Genomic DNA, 20,314 nt, shown 5'->3' with positions numbered 1-20,314 from the left:
CCTGTTCCCCGTTCCCCGCCTTCCAGCAATTCCGCCACCGCATCGGCGGCGCGGGCGGAGGCGTCCTGGCGCAGCTCCAGGTGCAGGCGGCGGTAGTCGTCCTGCAGGCCGGCCACGCAGTCGGGGTGCTCGAACCACTGCAGCACGGCGGCGGCGAGGCGGTCGGGCGTGCAGTCCTGCTGGATCAGCTCCGGCGCCAGGTCGCGGCCGGCCAGCACGTTGGGCAGGGCATAGCGGTCGACCTTGATCAGCCCCAGCAGCCTGACGATGCGCGCGGTGAGGGCGGACACGCGGTAGCCGACCACCATCGGCCGCTTGACCAGCATGGTTTCCAGCGTCGCGGTGCCCGAGGCCAGCAGCACCACGTCGGCGGCCACCATCGCCTCGCGCGCGCGGCCGTCAAGCACGCGCAGGCGCGCACCGGGCAGTGCCGAGGCTGCGATCTGCTGGTCGATCAGCTGCCGGCACTTCGCGTTGGCCGCCGGCACCACGATGTGCAGGTCCGGCATGCGCTCGCAGGCCTGCCATGCCGCCTCGAAGAACGCCGGCCCCAGCCGGCCGACCTCGCCCAGCCGGCTGCCGGGCAATACCGCCAGCACCGGCGCGGTGCCCGGCAGGCCGAGCGCGGCACGGGCCTCGATGCGCTCGCTTTCCAGCGGGATCGCGTCGGCCATCGGGTGGCCGACGAAGCGTGCGTCGATGCCGTGGCGGGCATAGATCGGCGGCTCCATCGGGAACAGGCACAGCACCCTGTCGGCGCTGGCCCCGATCTTCTCGGCGCGCTTCTCGCGCCACGCCCATACCGAGGGGCTGACGTAGTGCACGGTGCGCACGCCGCGCTGCTTGAGCCATTGCTCGACGCCGAGGTTGAAGTCGGGTGCGTCGATGCCGATGAACACGTCCGGCTGCCAATCCAGCACGCGCTGGCGGAAGGCCCTGCGCAGCTTCAGCAGGCGCGGCAAGTGGCGCAGGACCTCGGCCAAGCCCATCAGCGCCAGCTCGCTGGCGTCGAACCAGGTCTGGCAGCCGGCGTTGCGCATCGCGTCGCCGCCGATGCCGGCGAACTCGGCATCGGGAAAACGCCGGCGCAGCTCGATGATCAGGCCGGCACCGAGGCCGTCGCCGGAGGTCTCCCCGGCGCAGAGCACCACGCGCGGGGCGCGGGGAGCGGGTGCTGGGGAATGGGGAGTGGAGGAAGCTGAGGGTTTGATGGGCATGGCGCCTTCATTCCCCGTTCCCCGTTCCCCGTTCCCGCTGTTGCTCCCGGCATTCATCGCTGCAACGGGCGGTCGCCGTGTTCGATGAAATCCAGCAGCTGCCGCACGTCGTCGCTGTGTTGCGCCTGTTCGGCCAGTTGCTGCTTGGCCTCGGCCAGCGGTACGCCGGCCACGTACAGGGTGCGGTAGGCGCGCTTGATCGCGCTGATGCGTTCGGCATCGAAGCCGCGACGCTTGAGGCCTTCGGCGTTGATGCCGCGCGGGCGGCCGTGGCCGTCGATGCCGACCATCGTGAACGGCGGGATGTCGCCGGTGACCAGCGCGCCCATGCCGAGGAAGGCATGGTCACCGATGCGGCAGAACTGGTGGGCGCCGGCGAAGCCGCTGATGATGACCCAGTCGCCGACGCTGACGTGGCCGGCCAGGGTGGTGTTGTTGGAGAACACGCAGTGGTTCCCGACATGGCAATCGTGCGCCACGTGGGTATAGGCCAGCAGCCAGTTGTCGTTGCCGATGGTGGTGATGCCGCCGCCGCCGCCGGTGCCGCGGTTGATGGTGACGAACTCGCGGATCACGTTGCCATCGCCGATCACCAGTTCGGTGCGTTCACCGGCGTACTTCTTGTCCTGCGGCTCGCCGCCGATCGCGGCATGGCCGACGAAGCGGTTGTCGCGGCCGATGCGGGTCGGGCCGTGGATGCTGCAATGCGGGCCGACCACGCTGCCGGCGCCGATCTCGACGCCAGCGCCGATCAGGCTGAACGCCCCCACGCGCACGTCGTCGGCCAGCCTCGCGGCGGGGTCGATGACCGCGGTGGGATGGATCAGGGGGGCGCTGTCGCTCATGCGCGGGCTCCGGTGGGCGTCATTCGCGGGTGCCGGCACACAGCACTTCGGCGTGCGCCACCACTTCGCCGTCCACCTTGGCCTCGCCGTAGTAGACGGCCATGTTGCGGATCACGCGCTTGACCTGCACGTGCAGCTCCAGCACGTCGCCGGGCACCACCTGCTTCATGAAGCGCACGTTGTCCACCTTGACCAGGTAGAACAGCTTGGACTGCGCATCGCGGCCCAGCGTGAGCTGGGTCAGCACGCCGCCGGCCTGCGCCAGCGCCTCGATGATCAGCACGCCCGGCATGATCGGCTGGGTCGGGAAATGGCCCTGGAAGAACGGCTCGTTGATGGTGACGTTCTTGTGCGCGACGATGGTCTTGGCTTCCGTGTCGAGCGCGACCACCTTGTCCACGAGCAGGAACGGGTAACGGTGCGGGATCAGCGTGCGGATGGTGGTGACGTCGATGGGCAGCGACAGGGGCGAGTTCATTCCTTCTCCTTGCTCACGGCCAGAACCCGGCGGGCCAGGGTGTCCAGCTGCTTGAAGCGCGCGGCGTTCTTGCGCCACGTGCGGTTGTCGGTCAACGGGGTACCGGACGAGTATTCGCCCGGCTCGGTAATCGAGTTGCGCACCACCGAGCGGCCGGTGACGACCACGCGGTCGCAGATCTCCAGGTGGCCGACCACGCCGACCGCGCCGCCCAGCAGGCAGTAGCGGCCGATCTTCGCGCTGCCGGCGATGCCGGTGCTGCCGGCGATGGCCGAGTGCGCGCCGATGTGGACGTTGTGGGCGATCTGCACCAGGTTGTCCAGGCGCACGTCCTCTTCCAGCACGGTGTCTTCCAGCGCGCCGCGGTCCACGCAGGTGTTGGCGCCGATCTCGCAATCGTCGCCGATGCGCACGCCGCCCAACTGCGGCACCTTGATCCAGTGGCCGCCGTCCATCGCCAGGCCGAAGCCGTCGGCGCCGAGCACCGCGCCGGGGTGGATGCGCACGCGCTTGCCCAGCTTCACCCGGGTGACCAAGGTGACGCGGGCGATCAGTTCGCAGCTGGCGTCCAGCGTGCAGTCCTCGCCGATGCTGCTGCCGGCGCCGACGATGCAGTTCTCGCCGACCACGCTGCGCGCGCCGATGCTCACGAACGGGCCGATGTGGGCGCTGGCGGCGACCTGCGCCGAGGGATCGATCACGGCACTCGGATGGATGCCCGGTTCGCGCAGCGGCACCGACTCGAACAGCGCGCCGATCCTGGCGAAGGCGGTGTACGGATCCTTCGCCACCAGTGCGGTGCCGGGTGCGGCCTCGGCGTCCTCGGCGCGCAGCACCACGATGGAGGCGTGGCTGTCGGCCAGTTGCGCGCGATAGCGTGGATTGGCGAGGAAGGTCAGCTGGCCCGGGCCGGCATGGGCCAGCGTGGCCACGCCGTGGATGGCCACGGACGGGTCGCCGTGGACCTGCAGACCGAAGCGGTCGGCCAGTTCCTGAGCGGTATGGGTCGGAGTATTCACGCCGGGAGTTTAGCGTCTGGAAGTGGCGCGGTCATGCGGCCGGAGCGGAAGACATGCGCGCAGGGCATGGCGGGTGCGCATGCTGTGGGCGCCGGAGGGCGGGCATGAAGCATGCGGGGGCGTTCTGGAGGAGAGCCCCCTTTGGCAAAGGGGGCGCGCCGAAGGCGGGGGGAATCGGAAGGCCAGAGCGCGACCCATCGTTCCGCCATGGCGGAACGATGGGTACCCGGGGCACAGCCCCGGGTGCGGCGGGCAGTTCCTAGAACTGCCCGCCGAAGGTGAACTGCAGGCGCTCCAGCTCGTCGCCTTCCTTCTTCTTGAACGGGAAAGCGTAGCTGATCGAGATCGGGCCGACCGGCGCGCGCCACAGCAGGGCGACGCCGGCCGAGGCGCGCAGTTCGCCCGCGTCGAAGTCGTCGGTGCTGCTGTAGACGTTGCCGAAGTCGACGAACGCCGACACGCGTGCCGAGGGGCTGTCGAACAGCTTCGGGAAATAGGCTTCGATCGATCCGACCGTCTTCACCGAGCCGCCCAGCGGCTGGCCACGGTAGTAGCCGCCGATGATCTCCGAGCGCGGGCCCAGGGTGTTGTCGCGGAAGCCGCGCACCGAGTTGGTGCCGCCGGCATAGAAGTTCTCGAAGAACGGCAGCCCCGATGCCTTGACCTGGCGGTGGTTGGCGGTGGGGTTGGTGGCGCAGTCCACCACTTCGGTGGTGGCTGGCCGGCCCGGGACCGCCGGGGTGTCGCCGTCGGCCGGGGTGCCGGGAACGGCGGGGATGTCGTTCCAGCAGATGTCGCGCACGGTGTCGCTGCCGTAGGAGTCGCCGTAGCCGAGCTCGATGCGGGTATTGATGACCAGCGACGGGATGATCGGCCAATACCTGGAGTACTGGTAGTTGAGCTTGTAGTACTCGGCGGTCGAGCCCGGCAGCGTGACCTCCAGACCCAGGCGCTGGTAGGTGCCGCGGGTCGGCATGAAGTAGTCGTTGCGGGTGTCGCGGGCCCAACCCAGTTCGGTGCGCCAGGAATGGAAGGTGCGCGTGCCCATCGCGTCGATGTAGTCGATGATCGACTGCGGGGTATAGCCGCTGTAGGTGGTGATCTGGTTGCTGTCGATGCCGAACATCAGCGAGAAGCTGTCGTTCTCGGTGATCGGTATGCCGAAGACCGCCTGCGCCGCGCCGTTGGTGCTGTTGTACTGGGCGGTGTTGAAGTCCGAGTAGTCCAGCTCGCGCCAGGACAGGTTGTAGCCCAGCGACACGCCGTCGTCGGTGAAGTACGGGTTCATGTACGAGAAGCCGTAGCGCTGCAGGTAGCTGCTGCGCGAGGCCTCGACCGACACCCGGTTGCCGCCGCCGAGGAAGTTGTTCTGCGACAGCTGCACCGAGGTGGTCATGCCGTAGGACTGCGAGTAGCCCAGGCCGAACACGAAGCTGCCGGAGGTGGTTTCCTTGACGTTGTAGACCACGTCCACCTGGTCGTTGCTGCCGGTGACCGGGGTGGTTTCCACGTCCACCGACTCGAAGTAGCCCAGCCGCTGCAGGCGGATCTTGGAGCGGTCGATCGCCGCCTGCGAGTACCAGGCGTTCTCGAACTGGCGCATCTCGCGGCGCAGCACTTCATCGGCGGTACGGCTGTTGCCCTTGAACACGATGCGGCGCACGGACACGCGCGGGCCCGGCACCACCTGCATGTTCACTTCCACCGTGCGCTCGGCGCGGTTGCTGGTCGGGATCGGGTTGACCTTGGCGAAGGCGTAGCCGATGTTGGACAGGCTGTTGGTGATGCCGTCGGCGCTGAATTCCAGCAATGCGCGCGAGAAGGTGTCGCCGGCCTTCTGGAACACCATGCGCTCGACGTCCTCCTGCGGCAGGATGGTCTCGCCGGTGACCTTGATCTCGGAGATCTTGTACTGCTCGCCCTCGGTCACCCCGGCGGTGATGAACATGTCGCGCTTGTCGGGGCTGATCGAGACCTGGGTGGAATCGATGCTGAAGTCCACGTAGCCGCGGTCCAGGTACCAGGAGTTGAGCTTCTCCAGGTCGCCGGACAGCTTTTCCTTGGAGTACTGGTCGTCGCGGCGGTACCACGAGGCCCAGTTGTGCTCCTTCGATTCCCAGGTGTCGAGGATGTCGGCGGTCTCGAACTTCTCCGGGCCGATCAGGTTGACGTGACGGATCTTGGCCGCCTTGCCTTCCTTGACCGCGATGGCCACGTCGACGCGGTTGCGGTCCAGCGGGCTCACCGTCGGGGTGATCTCGACGTTGTACTTGCCGCGGTCGTTGTACTGGCGGCGCAGCTCCTGGGTCACCCGGTCCAGGCTCAGGCGGTCGAAGGTGCCGCCCTCGCTCAGGCCGATGTCGGAGAGCCCCTTGAGCAGCTGCTCGCTCTTGATGTCCTTGTTGCCGGTGACGGTGAGCTTGTTGATCGCCGGGCGTTCCTTGACCGTCACCACCAGGATGTCGCCCTGGCGGTCCAGCTGCACGTCCTCGAAGAAGCCGGTCCTGTACAGGGCGCGGATGGTGTCGCCGACCTTGGCGTCGTCGACCGTGTCGCCGCGCTCCACCGGCAGGTAGGTGAACACCGTGCCGGAGGCGATGCGCTGCAGGCCGTCGACGCGGATGTCGCTGGCGGTGAAGGGTTCGGCAGCCTGTGCAAGCGCGGGCAGGGCCATGCCCGCGGCAAGGGCGAGGGCAAGCGGGCGGCGATGGAAAAGTCGCGTCATGTCACGTCCGGAGGGAGTCGATTTCATTGTTGCGTGGGTGCCGGCGTATGACGACGACAGTGGAAGAAAGTTCATCGCAGGACCAGGCCGAGGATGTCGTTGTAGAACGCCAGCCCCATCAGCCCGGCCAGCAGCGCCAGGCCGACGTACTGCCCGGCGGCCATGACCCGTTCGCTCAAGGGGCTGCCCTTGACCAACTCGATAAGGTAATACAGCAGGTGGCCCCCATCCAAGACGGGGATGGGCAGCAGGTTGATGATGCACAGGCTCAGCGACAGCAGCGCCAGGAAATACAGGAACCAGTCCACGCCGCGTTCGGCCGAGGCGTTGGCGACGCGGGCGATGGTGATCGGGCCGGAAATGTTCTTGACCGAGGCATGCCCGGTGAGCATGCGCCGCATCATGCCCAGCGAATCCCCGGCGAGTTTGCCGGTCTCGCGCAGGGCGGCCGGCAGCGCCGCCAGCGGCCCGTACTGGCGCAGGGCGTCGTAGGCCGGGCGGCCGCTGGCGAAGCCGGTGCCGAGCAGCCACGGGCCCTTGCCGTCGCTGGCCTGGCGCGGGGTGACTTCCAGCGCCAGGCGCTGGCCGCTGCGCTCGACCTCGATCATGCCCGGGCCGCCGCGCCGGCCCAGTTGCTGCACCAGCGGGGCCACCTGCCCGGCGCTCGCCACGGCCTGGCCGTCGATGGCCAGGATCAGGTCGCCCGGCTGCAGCACGCCGCTGGCGGCCGAGCCTTCCAGCACCGAGTCCAGCCGCGCCGGCTGGATCTGGAACTGCCATGCCAGCCCGGCCTGCGCCGCCACGCCGTGTTCATCGAAACCGGCCGGCAGGGTGGACAGCGGCAGCACCCGGGTACGCTCGTTGTCCTGGCGGTCGCGCACCCGCACCCGGGCGTCGCTGCGGTCCATCGCCGCGGTGGTCAGCGCCATGCCGGCCTCGGCCCAGGTGGCGACGGCGCGGCCGTCCACGTCGAGGATGCGGTCGCCGCTGGCGAAGCCGGCGCTGGCGGCCATGCCGCCGGCTTGGCCGACGGTGGCCGAGTAGTCGCGGTTGCCGACCACGAACATTGCCCACAGCAGGGCGATGCACAGCAGCAGGTTGGCGGCGGGGCCGGCGGCGACGATGGCCAGGCGCTGCCACACGTTCTTGTTGTTGAAGGCGGCCATGCGCTCGCCGGCGGGCACTTCGGCCTCGCGCTCGTCGAGCATCTTCACGTAACCGCCCAGCGGGAGGGCGGCGACGGCGAATTCAGTGCCGTTGCGTCCGCGGCGGCTCCACAGCGGCTTGCCGAAGCCGACCGAGAAACGCAGCACCTTCACGCCGCAGCGCCGGGCCACCCAGTAGTGGCCGAACTCGTGGAAGGTCACCAGCACCCCGAGGCTGACGATCATCCACCACACGGACCCGATGAAATCAGCCATGCAGGCGGCTCGGTTGGAAGTCGGGATCAGGCATGCGGCAGGCGGGCGATGGCGGTTTCGGTGATCTGGCGGGCGCGGGCGTCGGCGGCCAGCAGGGTGTCCAGTGTATCGGCCGCGGCGTGGGGCAGCGTGGACAGGGCGTGTTCCACCAGCGCAGGGATCGACAGGAAGCCTGTGCGGCCCTGAAGAAAGGCTGAAACGGCCACTTCGTTGGCGGCGTTCAGGATCGCCGGGGCACTGCCACCGGCCTCCATCGCCTGCCAGGCCAGGCGCAGGCAGGGGAAGGCGTCCAGGTCGGGGGCCTCGAAATCGAGCCGGCCCTGGCGCAGCAGGTCCAGCCCGGCCACGCCCGATTCGATGCGTCGCGGCCAGCCCAGGCCGACCGCCAGAGTGGTGCGCATGTCCGGCAGGCCGAGCTGGGCCAGGGTGGAACCATCGATGAACTCGACCAGCGAGTGCACCAGGCTCTGCGGGTGTACCAGCACGTCGATGCGCGCGCCGGGCACGCCGAACAGGTGGTGGGCCTCGATGACCTCCAGCCCCTTGTTCATCAGCGTGGCCGAATCGACCGAGATCTTCGGCCCCATCGACCACTTCGGGTGCGCCACCGCCTGCGCCGGCGTCACCGTTTCCAGCTCGGCGCGGCTGCGGCCGCGGAACGGGCCGCCGGAGGCGGTCAGGATGATGCGGCGCACGCCGGCTTCGACACGGGCATCGCGCGAGCGCAGGCACTGGAAGATGGCGTTGTGCTCGCTGTCGATCGGGATGATCTCGGCGCCGGCGGCCGCCGCCTCGCGGGTCAGCAGTTCGCCGGCCAGCACCAGCGATTCCTTGTTGGCCAGCAGCAGGCGCTTGCCGGCGCGGGCGGCGGCGAGCGTGGAGGACAGCCCGGCGGCGCCGACGATGGCGGCCACCACGGTGTCGCAGGCATCGCCGGCGGCCAGCGTGTCGAGGGCGTTGGCACCGGCATGGGCCTCGGTGCCCAGCCCGGCCTCGCGCAGGCCGTCGCGCAGGCGCGTGAACAGCGCCGGGTCGGCGATGACGGCATGCGCGGGGCGGTGAATGCGGCACAGGTCGAGCAGGGCGTCGACGTTGCTGCCGGCGGCCAGCACGCAGGCCTGCAATTGCTGCGGGTGGCGGGCGATCACGTCCAGCGCCGAGGCGCCGATGGAGCCGGTGGCGCCGAGCACGGCGACCCGGCGGATGTCCTGCGCGGTGTTCATGTCAGAAACCGAAGATTTCCTTGCCCAGCGCGAACACCGGCAACGCCGCCAGCACGCCGTCGATGCGGTCGAGCACGCCGCCATGGCCGGGGATCACGCTGCCCGAGTCCTTGGCGCCGGCATGGCGCTTGAGCAGGCTTTCGAACAGGTCGCCCAGCACCGAGGCCAGCACCGCCAGCGCGGCCACCAGCAGCAGCCAGCCGATGTCGGCGGCGGCGACGCCGGCCAGCCAGCCGAAGCCGAGCGCGACGACCAGCCCGGCCGCCAGCCCGCCGAGCAGGCCCTCGACGGTCTTGTTGGGGCTGATGCGCGGGGCCAGCTTGCGCCTGCCGAAGGCGCGGCCGGCGAAATAGGCGCCCGAATCGGCCGCCCAGACGATGGCCAGCGCGGTCAGCAGCCAGCGGTGGCCGTTGGGTTCGCCGTGGTGGACCAGCACCAGCGCCGCCCATGCCGGGACGATGGCCAGGGTGCCGGCGGCCAGCTTGAGCATGCGCGCGGCGCTTTCCTCGTGCGCGCCGAAGCCGTAGCAGCGCAGCCACAGCAGCGCCAGCAGCCAGAAGCCGGCGCCGATCAGCGTCGCCAGCTGGAACAGCACCGGGTTGTCGGCAGGGGAGGCCCAGACGATCAGCACCATCAGCAGCAGGTTCAGCACCAGCAGCACGGTGCGCGGCAGGCCGTCCACGCCGGTGAGTTTGAGCCACTCCCACAGGCCGGTGAGGAACACCAGCGCGGCGGCGGCGGCCAGCCATTGGGTGGGCAGCAGCAGGATCGCGCAGATGGCCACCGGGGCCATGATCAGTGCGGCGATGACGCGGGTCTTGGTCATTGGGAGTTGCTCTCCGTGGGCGCGGTGGCCACCTGCGCACTGGTCAGGCCGAAGCGGCGCTCGCGCCGCGCGTAGTCGTCCAGCGCCTGTTGCAGCAGGCCGGCATCGACATCCGGCCACAGCACGTCGGTGAACCACAGCTCGGTGTAGGCCAGCTGCCACAGCAGGAAGTTGCTGATGCGGGTGTCGCCACCGGTGCGGATGAAAAGATCGGGAGCCGGCAGATCGGCCAGCGCGACATGGCGCGACAGCGCCTGTTCGTCGACCTGCTCCGGCGCAAGGGTGCCGGCGGCCACCTGTTCGGCCAGTTGCCGCGCGGCGTGGGCGATGTCCTGGCGGCCGCCGTAGCTGGCGGCGATGTTCAGGGCCATCGCGGCGTTGCCGGCGGTGCGCCGTTCGGCATTTTCCATGCGCTGGGCGATGCCGGCGGCGAAGCGCGAGCGCTCGCCGATGAAGCGCACGCGCACGCCGCGGCGGTCGAGTTCGTCGACCTCGCGGTCCAGCGCGCCGAGGAACAGCTTCATCAGCGCGTCCACTTCCTCCTGCGGCCGGCCCCAATTCTCGCTGGAGAACGCGAACAGCGTGAGCGCGGCGATGCCGCGTTCGAGGCAGAAGTCGATGCTGCGGTTGACCGCGCGCGCGCCGGCGCGGTGGCCGATCATGCGCGGCCGCCGCCGCTGCTGCGCCCAGCGGCCATTGCCGTCCATGATGATGGCAACGTGCCGCGGCAGGTACGGTGCGGGCATGTCGCCGGGCATGGCGGATGGCACCCGTCAGACCGCCATCAGTTCCTGTTCCTTCAGCTTGACCACGTCGTCGACGTCCTTGATCGCCTTGTCGGTCAGCTTCTGGATTTCTTCCTGCGCGCGGCGGTCCTCGTCCTCGGAGATGCTCTTGTCCTTGAGCAGCCTGGCCACTTCCTGGTTGGCGTCGCGGCGGATGTTGCGGATGGCGACCTTGCTTTCCTCGCCTTCCTTGCCCACCGACTTGGCCAGTTCCTTGCGGCGCTCCTCGGTCAACGGCGGCAGGTTCAGGCGGATCACCGTGCCCATCGTGGTCGGGGTGATGCCGATATCGGAGGCGTAGATGGCTTTTTCCACCTCCTTGATCATGTTCTTGTCGAACAGGGTGATGACCAGCGAGCGACCCTCGGACACGCTGATGCTGGCCACCTGGTTCAGCGGTGTGTCGGTGCCGTAGGCCTTGACCTTGATGCCGTCCAGCAGAGCCGGCGAAGCGCGACCGGTGCGGATGCTGGTGAGGGTGTGGCGCAGAGCATCGATGCTCTTGGCCATGCGCGCCTGCGCATTGGTTTTGATGTCGTTGATCATCGCCGGAATCCTGGATGGTGCTGGAATCGGCCGATTATAGGCGAACAGCCTCGCCGGCCGGCATGTCGGCGGCAGATCGTAGGTCGGGGTTACATCCCCGACGCCTGATGCCGGATGTGCAGGGCGTCGGGGACGTGGCCCCGACCTGCGCGCTCAATGCGCGTCGCGGCCCTTGACCAGAGTGCCGATGTTCTCGCCGCGAAGGATCTTCAGCAGCTCGCCCGGCTGGCCCATGTCGAACACGCGCAGTGGCAGGTCGCTGTCGCGCGCCAGCGCGAAAGCCGCGGTGTCCATCACTTCCAGCCCCTGGTTGATGACCTGGTCGTAGGTCAGGGTTTCGTAGCGGACCGCGTCGGCGTGCTTGTTCGGATCCTTGTCGTACACGCCGTCGACCTTGGTGGCCTTGAGCAGCAGGTCGGCGCCGATCTCGATGGCGCGCAGCGCAGCGCCCGAGTCGGTGGTGAAGAACGGGCTGCCGACGCCGGCGGCGAAGATCACCAGCCGGCCCTTTTCCAGGTGACGGATGGCGCGGCGGCGGATGTAGTCCTCGCACACGTCGTTGATCTTGATCGCGCTCATCACCCGCGCCTTGCCGCCGAGCTTTTCCAGCGCATCCTGCATCGCCAGCGCGTTGATCACCGTGGCCAGCATGCCCATGTGGTCGCCGGTGACCCGGTCCATGCCGGCGGCGGCCAGGCCGGCGCCGCGGAAGATGTTGCCGCCGCCGATCACCAGCGCGATCTCCGCGCCCGCCTGCTGCGCCTCCATCACCTCGGCGGCCAGGCGGTTGATGACCTTCGGGTCGATGCCGTAGTCCTCGTCTCCCATCAGCGCCTCCCCGGAAAGTTTCAGAAGGATGCGGTGGTGGGCAAGCTGGGACATGGCGACCTCGGGTGGCTGGAAAACGCGGCGATTCTACCGGATGGGCCAGTGGCCGGGCAGCGTTCTTGTTGCGTCGCGGCAAAGTTTTCCCGCCGCGGCCATCCCCGGTTCAGGCCGAAGCCGGCAGCGGCTCGGGCGCGCGCGCGTTGACCCGGTTGCGGCCGAGGCTCTTGGACCGGTAGAGCACGTCGTCGGCGGCCTTGAGCAGGTCCTGCACGTTGGCGAAGCGCTCGTAGCCGCCGTGGGTGGCCACGCCTGCGGAAAAAGTGACGTGCAGCGCGCTGCCGTGGACGTGGGCCATCGGCGTGCTGCCGATGGTGTTCAGCGCACGCCGCACCACCATCAGCGCTTCCAGTTCGTCGGTGTCGGGGAACAGCACCACGAATTCCTCGCCACCGAAGCGGGCCACGGTGTCGGTGCCGCGCAGCTGTTCCTGCAGGTGGCCGGCGAAGGACTTGAGCACCTGGTCGCCGATCAGGTGGCCGTGGGTGTCGTTGATCTTCTTGAAGTCGTCAAGGTCGATGAACGCCAGCGACAGCGGCCGGTCGCGCTGCAGGGCACGGGAGAACTCCTGCTGCAGCACGGTTTCCAGCTGGCGCCGGTTGAGCACCCCGGTCAGGCCGTCCAGGTGCGCCTGCTCGGACAGCTGCCGGGCCTGGGATTCGAAGGCCTCGGCGCGCTGGCGCGCGGTGGCCATGTCCTGCAGCTCGCGCAGGTTGCGCAGTTCCTTCAGCTCGCTGGCGTGGTCGAGCAGCTGGCGCACGCGCGCCGAGCTGGGCACGGCCACGTCCAGCAGGGCGCACAGGTCCGGCAATGCCTGGTCGATGCGTTGCAGCATCAGCTCGAAGCCCTGGCTGTCCATGCCCAGCTCGCGGTGGATCTGCTGCAGGGCGGCGTTGCGGGCGGCATCGGCGTCTTCGGCCAGCCAGATTTCGGCCACACGGCCGGACAGGGCCACGCAGCGCTGGAACAGGTCGGTCGGTTCGCCCGGTGGCTCGCTGACGCCGATGGCGTTGGCCAGGTAGCGCGGCAGGTGCCATTGCTCGCACAGGTGGGCGCCGACGTCGGCATGGCTGCATTCCAGCAGCGCCCGTTCGCGCGCCAGCAGGTCGTCGTTGTCGGTCGCGGCGTCGAGCAGGGCCGGGTAGGCGTCCGGGCGCGCCTGCAGCAGGGCCAGGATGCCGATGTCCTGCAGCAGCCCGGCCAGCATCACCTCCTCGACCCGGCGCACGCCACAGCCCAGGCCGAGGTAGCGCGCGGCCAGCGCGCACAGGGCGCCGCGGCGCCAGAGGCGCTCCAGCTGCTTCCGGTCCTGGCCGTCCCCGTCCAGCATGTTCGCCAGCGAGAACCCGAGCGCCAGCTGCAAGGTGGCGTGCAGGCCGAGCATGGTCAGCGCCTGGCCCAGGTTGTCGATGCGGCGGCGGCTGGCGTACAGCGGCGAATTGGCGATGCGCATCATCCGCGCGCTCAGCGCCATGTCCATCGAGATGACGTCCGCCGCGGTGGCGATGTCGGTTTCCGGGTCCTGCGCCAGTTCGATGATGCGAACGGCGATGCCTGCCGGCGAGGGCAGGTTGCGGCAGAGCGACAGGGCGGTATTCAGCTCGGGGGACATGACGGGGTGGAGGACGACAGTGCTGCAAGAATACAGGGCGGGGGACGGGAGTGGGGCTGCAGGCCGGCCCGCTACCGTACGCAAGCGGATGTCTTGCGGTTGGCCATGAAAAAGCCGCGGTTGCCCGCGGCTTTCCGTTTTGCATCCGTCGGCGGACGGATCAGACCTGCATGGCCTTGGCGACTTCGGCGGCGTAGTCCTCGACCACCTTCTCGATGCCTTCGCCGACCACCAGGCGCTGGAAGCCGACGACGTCGCCGCCGGCGGCCTTGACCACCGCCTCGACCGACTTGTCGCTGTCCAGCACGTAGTTCTGGCCGTACAGGGTCACCTCGTTGATGATCTTGTTGATCTTGCCGCTGATGATCTTCTCGAGGATTTCGGCCGGCTTGGCCTTGTCCTTCTCGCTCATCTTGGCCAGCTCGATTTCCTTTTCCTTGGCGACGAAGTCGGCCGGGACGTCGGCGGCCTTGTTGTGCGGCGGGTTCATCGCGGCGATGTGCATGGCCAGGCCCGAAGCCAGCTCGGCGTTGCCGCCGGCCAGTTCCACCAGCACGCCGATCTTGCCGTTGCTGTGCACGTAGGTGCCGACGGTGTTGCCGCCGTCGATCCTGACCAGGCGGCGGATCTGGATGTTCTCGCCCAGCTTCTGGATCGCGGTGGCGCGGGTTTCCTCGACGGTCTCGCCGGACGGCAGCTTGGCCGACTTCAGGGCCTCGACGTCGGCGGCGCCGGAAGCCAGCGCGGCGGCGGCGACGGCGTCGACGAACGCCTTGAAGTTGACGTCGTTGGCGACGAAGTCGGTTTCCGAGTTGACCTCGACCAGCACGGCCTTGCCGCCGTTGCCGGCGACGCCGACACGGCCTTCGGCGGTGACGCGGTCGGCCTTCTTGTCGGCCTTGGCGGCGCCGGACTTGCGCAGGGCCTCGGCCGCCGCGTCGATGTCGCCGTTGCTTTCGGTCAGTGCCTTCTTGCACTCCATCATGCCGGCGCCGGTGCGCTCGCGCAGTTCCTTGACCAGGGAGGCGGTGATTTCAGCCATTGGGATTACCTCGACTATAGAAAGGGGCAGGCCGGCAATGGTTGCCGGCCGTTGTTACGTGGCCCTGTCAGGCGCCGTCGGGCGCGGCTGCAGGGACGGCGGGCGCGCTGCGGCGCCCGCCCGGGTGGGTCAGGCCGAAGCCTCGTCGCCCTTCCTGGCGCCCTTCTTGGCCGGAGCGCGGCGGGCCGGCTTGGCTTCCTCGGCGGCGCCTTCGGCGAACTCTTCCTCGCGCACCGAGGCGGCGTTCGGCGCGGCGGCCTTGCCTTCCAGCACGGCGTCGGCGGCGGCGCGGGCGTACAGCTGCACGGCGCGGATGGCGTCGTCGTTGCCCGGGATGGCGTAGTCCACCAGGTCCGGGTTGTAGTTGGTGTCGACCACGGCGATCACCGGGATGCCGAGCTTGCGGGCTTCCTTGATGGCGATGTCTTCATGGCCGATGTCGATGACGAAGATCGCGTCCGGCAGGCGGTTCATGTCCTTGATGCCGCCCAGCGAGGCTTCCAGCTTGTCGCGCTCGCGGCGCAGGCCCAGCACTTCGTGCTTGACCAGCTTGTCGAAGGTGCCGTCGGTCTCGCCGGCTTCCAGTTCCTTCAGGCGCGCCACCGACTTCTTCACCGTGGCGAAGTTGGTCAGGGTGCCGCCCAGCCAACGCTGGTTCATGAACGGCATGCCGCAACGCTCGGCTTCTTCCTTGATGGACTCGCGCGCGCTGCGCTTGGTGCCCAGGAACAGGATTGTGCCGCGCTTCTGGGCAACGGACGAGATGAAGTTCATCGCGTCGTTGAACAGCGGGACGGTCTTTTCCAGGTTGATGATGTGGATCTTGCCGCGGGCGCCGAAGATGTACGGCGCCATCTTGGGGTTCCAGTAGCGGGTCTGGTGGCCGAAGTGGACGCCGGCTTCCAGCATCTGGCGCATGGTGATCTGGGGCATTGCAGGACTCCTGACAGGGAACCGGCCGCCGTGGAATTGGGCGGTCCGCACTGAAGCGGTGGGTTCCGGGGTTGGGCTTCCCCGACGCCTCCGTGGCCGAACCCCGCAAGCGAGGCACCCCGGCACGGATGGGGGCGAAGGGTGTGGATTCACCGGTGACGCCCGGCGTGGGCGGTACGCGCAGGCCGCAAGGACCGGCTGCGAAGCCGCGGGATTATAGGCGGGGCCGGGGCTGCGCGCAAATCGACCGGTCGCGATGGCCGGGACAGGGCCGGCCGCCGTGCCGGGGCCGGGCCACTTGGGTGATAATGGCGGGCATGAGCGTGAACCTGAAAACCCCCGAAGAAATCGCCAAGATGCGCATCGCCGGCCGCCTGGCCGCGGAGGTGCTGGACCTCGTCGGCGAACATGTCCGCCCCGGTGTCACCACCGAGGAACTGGACCGCATCTGCCACGACCACATCGTCAACGTGCAGGGCGCGATCCCGGCCAACGTCGGTTATCGCGGCTTCCCCAAGACCGTGTGCACCTCGGTCAACAACGTCATCTGCCACGGCATCCCCAGCGAGGCCAAGGTGCTCAAGGACGGCGACATCGTCAACATCGACGTGACCGTCATCAAGGACGGCTGGCACGGCGACACCAGCCGCATGTACTACGTCGGCACGCCGTCGGTGATGGCCAGGCGCCTGGTGGAAACCACCAGGGAAGCGATGTGGCGCGGCATCCGCGCGGTCAAGCCGGGCGCGACGCTGGGCGACGTCGGCCACGCGATCCAGGAATACGCCGAATCCGAGCGTTTCAGCGTGGTGCGCGAGTACTGCGGCCACGGCATCGGCAAGGTCTACCACGACGAGCCGCAGGTGCTGCATTACGGCCGCCCGGGGCAGGGCCTGGTGCTGAAGCCGGGCATGACCTTCACCATCGAGCCGATGATCAACGAAGGCACCCGCCACACCAAGGTGCTGCCCGACGGCTGGACCGTGGTCACCAAGGACCGCAAGCTCTCGGCGCAGTGGGAGCACATGATCGCGGTGACCGAGGACGGCGTGGAAGTGCTGACGCTGTCGCCGGCCGAAGCCGAACAAGCACGTTCCGCGCAGGCATGACGCGACTGCCGGCGGGCCCGTTCGAGCACGAAGCGGACACGCCGGCCGATCCCGCGGCCGATGCCGGGTGGGCCGCGCAGGCGCGGCAGGAACTGGCCCATGCCGATGCGCGGCTGTGCCGGCGCTTCGAGCAGGGCGACAACATCGAGCGCCTGCTGGCGCTGCGCGCGCGCTGCGCCGATCAACTGATCGGCCAGGCATGGCAACGCTGCCTGCCGGCCGATGCCGGCCTGGCCCTGTTCGCGGTGGGCGGCTATGGTCGCGGCGAGCTGTTCCCGCGCTCGGACATCGACCTGCTGGTGCTGGGCGAACCGGCGGTGCAGCAGGCGCACGAACCTGCGCTGGCGCGCCTGTTCGCACTGCTGTGGGATGCCGGCCTGCCGGCCAGCCATGCGGTGCGCTCGGCCGCGCAGTGCGCGCAGGCCGCCGCCGACCAGACCGTGCTGACCGCGCTGATCGAGGCGCGGCCGCTGTGCGCCGACGAGGCCGCGGTGCAGGGGCTGGCGCGGGCGGTGTCGCCGACGCTGATCTGGCCGGCGCGCGACTACTTCCTCGCCAAGCGCGAGGAACTGCTGCAACGCCACCAGCGCTTCGGCGACACCGCCGACAACCTGGAGCCGGACATCAAGGACGGCCCCGGCGGCCTGCGCGACCTCAACACGCTGGGCTGGATGGCGCTGCGCACCTTTGGTGTCGGCAACATCGACGCGCTGGCCGGGCTGGGCCACCTCGGCCTGGACGAGGCGGCCGCGCTCAAGCGCGAGCGGCTGGTGCTGGCACGGCTGCGCTTCGGCCTGCACCTGGTCGCGCAGCGCGCCGAGGAACGCCTGCGCTTCGACTACCAGAAGGCGCTGGCCGAGCGCATGGGCTACGCCGACGACGCCGAAAGCCTGGGCGTGGAAAAGATGATGCAGGGCTTCTACCGCAGCGCCGCGGTGATCCGCCGCATCAGCGACCGCCTGTTGCAGCGCTTCGAGGAGCAGTTCGACGGCGAGGCGGTGCCCGAGCCGGTCGGCGACGGTTTCTCGCTGCGCCGTGGCTACCTGTCCGCCGACGACCCGTTGTGGCCGCATGGCGACGTCCGCCGCCTGTTCGCGCTGTTCGCCTGCTGGGCGCGCACGCCGGAGGTGCGCGGCCTGCATTCGCTGACCGCGCGCGGCCTGGCCGAGATGCTGGACGAGATTCCCGCCTATACCGAGGTGGGTGAGGCGGTGCGCGGGCAGTTCATCGCCCTGCTGCGCGGCCCGCGAGCGGTGGACACGCTGGCGCGCATGGCGCGGTTGGGCGTGCTGGGGCAGTGGATCCCGGCGTTCGCGCAGGTGTCCGGGCGCATGCAGTTCGACCTGTTCCATGTCTACACCGTGGACCAGCACACGCTGATGGTGCTGCGGAACATCGGCATCTTCGCCAGTGCGCGCGCCGACGAGCGCTTCTCCATTGCCCATGAAGTATGGCCGCGGCTGCGCAAGCCGGAACTGCTGCTGCTGGCCGGGCTGTTCCACGACATCGCCAAGGGCCGCGGCGGCGACCATTCCGAGCTCGGCGCGGTGGATGCCCGTGAATTCTGCAGCGCGCACGGGCTGAGCACGGCCGACACCACGCTGGTGGCATGGCTGGTGGAGCAGCACCTGCGCATGTCGGTGACCGCGCAGAAGCAGGACATCACCGACCCGGAGGTGATCCAGCGCTTCGCCGCGCTGGTGGGCACGCGCGAGCGCCTCGACTACCTGTACCTGTTGACCTGCGCCGACATCGCCGGCACCAGCCCGAAGCTGTGGAACGCGTGGAAGGACCGGCTGCTGGCCGACCTGTACTTCGCCACCCGCCGCGCGCTGCAGGAGGGGGCCGAGTTCGCGCTGCCGGAGGCCGAGCGGGTGCAGGAGGCGCGCGACAACGTGCGCATGCAGATGCGTCTGCTCGGCCATGACGACGGGGTTATCGAGCGCCAGTTCGCGGCGATGCCCGACGAGAGCTTCGTGCGTTTCCGCCCCGAGCAGCTGGTGTGGCAGGCCTCCTCGCTGATGGACGTGCGCAAGGGCGGTACGCTGGCCAAGGTGCGGCGGATCGCGCCGGAGAGCGATGCGCTGGAAGTGTTCGTGCATTCGCCCGACCGCGACGGCCTGTTCGCGGCGATCGTGATGACCCTGGACCGCGCCGGCTACGGCATTCACCGCGCGCGGGTGCTCGACGGCCCAGACGCCACCATCTTCGACACCTTCGAGGTGACCCCGGCCGGCAGCTTCGCCGATGGCGACGCCGCGCGGCTGGAAGCGCTGCTGCGCAAGGCGCTGGCCGGCAACATCCAGATCCTGCGGCCGGCGCGGCGGGTGATGCCGCGGCAGCTCAAGCACTTCCGCTTCGCGCCGCGCATCGAGTTCATCGACGGCGCCGACCACGGCCGCACCGTGCTGAACCTGGTCGCGCCGGACCGCCCCGGCCTGCTGGCCGACGTCGCCCACGTGCTGCGCGACCAGCGCCTGCGCGTGCAGGATGCGCGCATCGCCACGTTCGGCGAGCGCGCCGAGGACCAGTTCCGGCTCACCGACCGCCACGACCAACCGCTTACCGAATCCTCCCGGCAGGCCTTGCGCATCGCATTGCTGGCTTGCCTGGAGCCCGAGAAAACGCCAGGAGACCCCCGCTGATGGCAACCAAGCCGAAGAAGGCCGCAACCAAGGCCGCCACTCCCAAGCCTGCTGTAAAGAAGGTCGCCAAGCCGGCCGCCGCAGCGAAGAAATCCGCCGCCGCCGGCAAGCCGAAGAAGCCGGTGGCGGTTGGCCCGCGCAGCCTGCGCAAGCCGCCGGCTGCGGGCGTGGCCGAGCTGCAGTTCGGCATCGAGAGCGCGTTCGAGCGCCGCGCCATGCTGACCGTGGACGAGATCGAAGGCTCCACCCGGCTGCTGGTCAACCGCGCCATCGACGGCCTGGAAAGCGGCGAATTCCGCGTCGCCGAGCCGGACGGCAACGGCGGCTGGAAGGTCAACGAATGGCTGAAGAAGGCGGTGTTGCTGTATTTCCGCGTCAACGACATGGCGGTGGTGGACGCGCGCCCGGCGCCGTTCTGGGACAAGGTGGAATCGCGCTTCGCCGGCTACGACGAAACCCGCTTCCGCCAGAGCGGCGTGCGCGTGGTGCCCGGTGCCATCGCCCGCCGCGGCACGCACTTCGGCAAGGACGTGGTGCTGATGCCGAGCTTCACCAACATCGGCGCGCACGTGGGCGAGGGCACGATGGTCGATACCTGGGCCACGGTGGGTTCGTGCGCGCAGGTCGGCAAGCACTGCCACCTGTCCGGCGGCGCCGGCATTGGCGGCGTGCTGGAGCCGTTGCAGGCCAGCCCGACCATCATCGAGGACCATTGCTTCATCGGCGCGCGCTCGGAAGTGGTCGAAGGCGTCATCGTCGGCCACCACAGCGTGATCGGCATGGGCGTGTTCCTCAGCCAGAGCACCCGCATCTACAACCGCGCCACCGGCGAGGTGACGTATGGCTACATCCCGCCGTACAGCGTGGTGGTGTCCGGCTCGCTGCCGAGCAAGGACGGCACCCATTCGCTGTATTGTGCGGTGATCGTCAAGCAGGTCGATGCGCGCACCCGCGGCAAGACCAGCGTCAACGACCTGCTGCGCGGGCTGGCAGACTGAGGCAG

General features: G+C 69.2%; 17 protein-coding genes. 3 read left to right on the top strand and 14 right to left on the bottom strand.

Annotated features, from left to right (window positions below):
• The 14 genes from lpxB to rpsB form a co-directional block, all read right to left on the bottom strand.
• On the bottom strand, positions 1–1,217 hold a 1,217-nt coding region (gene lpxB, locus ABB34_RS04400; protein ID WP_057640041.1), incomplete at its 3' end, for a lipid-A-disaccharide synthase.
• Between the two features lie 53 nt (positions 1,218–1,270).
• Positions 1,271–2,062 (bottom strand): acyl-ACP--UDP-N-acetylglucosamine O-acyltransferase, encoded by a 792-nt coding sequence (lpxA, locus tag ABB34_RS04395; RefSeq protein ID WP_057640040.1) that lies wholly within the window; start codon positions 2,060–2,062, stop codon positions 1,271–1,273.
• A 19-nt stretch (positions 2,063–2,081) separates the two neighbouring features.
• On the bottom strand, positions 2,082–2,540 hold the full coding sequence (fabZ, locus tag ABB34_RS04390) for a 3-hydroxyacyl-ACP dehydratase FabZ (RefSeq protein WP_057640039.1): 459 nt from the start codon (positions 2,538–2,540) through the stop codon (positions 2,082–2,084).
• Complete coding sequence (gene lpxD / locus ABB34_RS04385; protein ID WP_057640038.1) at positions 2,537–3,559, bottom strand: UDP-3-O-(3-hydroxymyristoyl)glucosamine N-acyltransferase; 1,023 nt, start codon at positions 3,557–3,559, stop codon at positions 2,537–2,539. Before lpxD ends, fabZ begins: the two co-directional genes overlap by 4 nt.
• Before the next feature lie 259 nt (positions 3,560–3,818).
• Complete coding sequence (gene bamA, locus ABB34_RS04380; RefSeq protein ID WP_057640037.1) at positions 3,819–6,284, bottom strand: outer membrane protein assembly factor BamA; 2,466 nt, start codon at positions 6,282–6,284, stop codon at positions 3,819–3,821.
• 71 nt (positions 6,285–6,355) lie between these two features.
• Positions 6,356–7,705, bottom strand: a complete 1,350-nt coding sequence (gene rseP, locus ABB34_RS04375) for an RIP metalloprotease RseP (protein WP_057640036.1) — start codon at positions 7,703–7,705, stop codon at positions 6,356–6,358.
• Between the two features lie 26 nt (positions 7,706–7,731).
• A complete protein-coding gene (locus tag ABB34_RS04370) occupies positions 7,732–8,928 on the bottom strand; it encodes a 1-deoxy-D-xylulose-5-phosphate reductoisomerase (protein ID WP_057640035.1) in 1,197 nt (398 codons plus the stop codon).
• A gap of 1 nt (position 8,929) precedes the next feature.
• Entirely contained in the window at positions 8,930–9,754 is an 825-nt protein-coding gene (locus ABB34_RS04365) for a phosphatidate cytidylyltransferase (protein WP_057640034.1), read from the bottom strand.
• Positions 9,751–10,512, bottom strand: coding sequence for a polyprenyl diphosphate synthase (uppS, locus tag ABB34_RS04360; protein ID WP_057640033.1), 762 nt, complete (start codon positions 10,510–10,512; stop codon positions 9,751–9,753). Before uppS ends, ABB34_RS04365 begins: the two co-directional genes overlap by 4 nt.
• A 15-nt stretch (positions 10,513–10,527) precedes the next feature.
• A complete protein-coding gene (gene frr / locus ABB34_RS04355; RefSeq protein WP_057640032.1) occupies positions 10,528–11,085 on the bottom strand; it encodes a ribosome recycling factor in 558 nt (185 codons plus the stop codon).
• A gap of 153 nt (positions 11,086–11,238) precedes the next feature.
• Complete coding sequence (gene pyrH / locus ABB34_RS04350) at positions 11,239–11,967, bottom strand: UMP kinase (RefSeq protein ID WP_057640031.1); 729 nt, start codon at positions 11,965–11,967, stop codon at positions 11,239–11,241.
• A 109-nt stretch (positions 11,968–12,076) separates the two neighbouring features.
• On the bottom strand, positions 12,077–13,582 hold the full coding sequence (locus ABB34_RS04345) for a GGDEF domain-containing protein (protein WP_057640030.1): 1,506 nt from the start codon (positions 13,580–13,582) through the stop codon (positions 12,077–12,079).
• Between the two features lie 160 nt (positions 13,583–13,742).
• Positions 13,743–14,624, bottom strand: coding sequence for a translation elongation factor Ts (gene tsf / locus ABB34_RS04340; protein ID WP_057640029.1), 882 nt, complete (start codon positions 14,622–14,624; stop codon positions 13,743–13,745).
• 129 nt (positions 14,625–14,753) lie between these two features.
• The gene (gene rpsB, locus ABB34_RS04335) at positions 14,754–15,557 is read right to left on the bottom strand and encodes a 30S ribosomal protein S2 (RefSeq protein ID WP_057640028.1); all 804 of its coding nucleotides are present in this window, start codon (positions 15,555–15,557) and stop codon (positions 14,754–14,756) included.
• Positions 15,558–15,874: 317 nt separating this feature from the next.
• On the opposite strand from rpsB, the gene map reads away from it, so the two are divergent.
• From map to dapD, 3 genes are read left to right on the top strand one after another with little or no spacing between them, the layout of a single operon-like run.
• A complete protein-coding gene (map, locus tag ABB34_RS04330) occupies positions 15,875–16,666 on the top strand; it encodes a type I methionyl aminopeptidase (protein WP_057640027.1) in 792 nt (263 codons plus the stop codon).
• Positions 16,663–19,311, top strand: a complete 2,649-nt coding sequence (locus ABB34_RS04325) for a [protein-PII] uridylyltransferase (RefSeq protein WP_057640026.1) — start codon at positions 16,663–16,665, stop codon at positions 19,309–19,311. The genes map and ABB34_RS04325 overlap by 4 nt, the downstream gene beginning before the upstream one ends.
• Positions 19,311–20,309, top strand: coding sequence for a 2,3,4,5-tetrahydropyridine-2,6-dicarboxylate N-succinyltransferase (gene dapD / locus ABB34_RS04320; RefSeq protein ID WP_057640025.1), 999 nt, complete (start codon positions 19,311–19,313; stop codon positions 20,307–20,309). Before ABB34_RS04325 ends, dapD begins: the two co-directional genes overlap by 1 nt.
• The last annotated feature ends 5 nt before the right edge of the window (positions 20,310–20,314 follow it).

Origin of the sequence: Stenotrophomonas daejeonensis (genome assembly GCF_001431505.1) — a bacterium.
In the GTDB taxonomy this organism is placed as follows: domain Bacteria; phylum Pseudomonadota; class Gammaproteobacteria; order Xanthomonadales; family Xanthomonadaceae; genus Stenotrophomonas; species Stenotrophomonas daejeonensis.
Note: the sequence above shows the minus strand (reverse complement) of the source record. Positions and strands in the feature narration are given on the sequence as shown.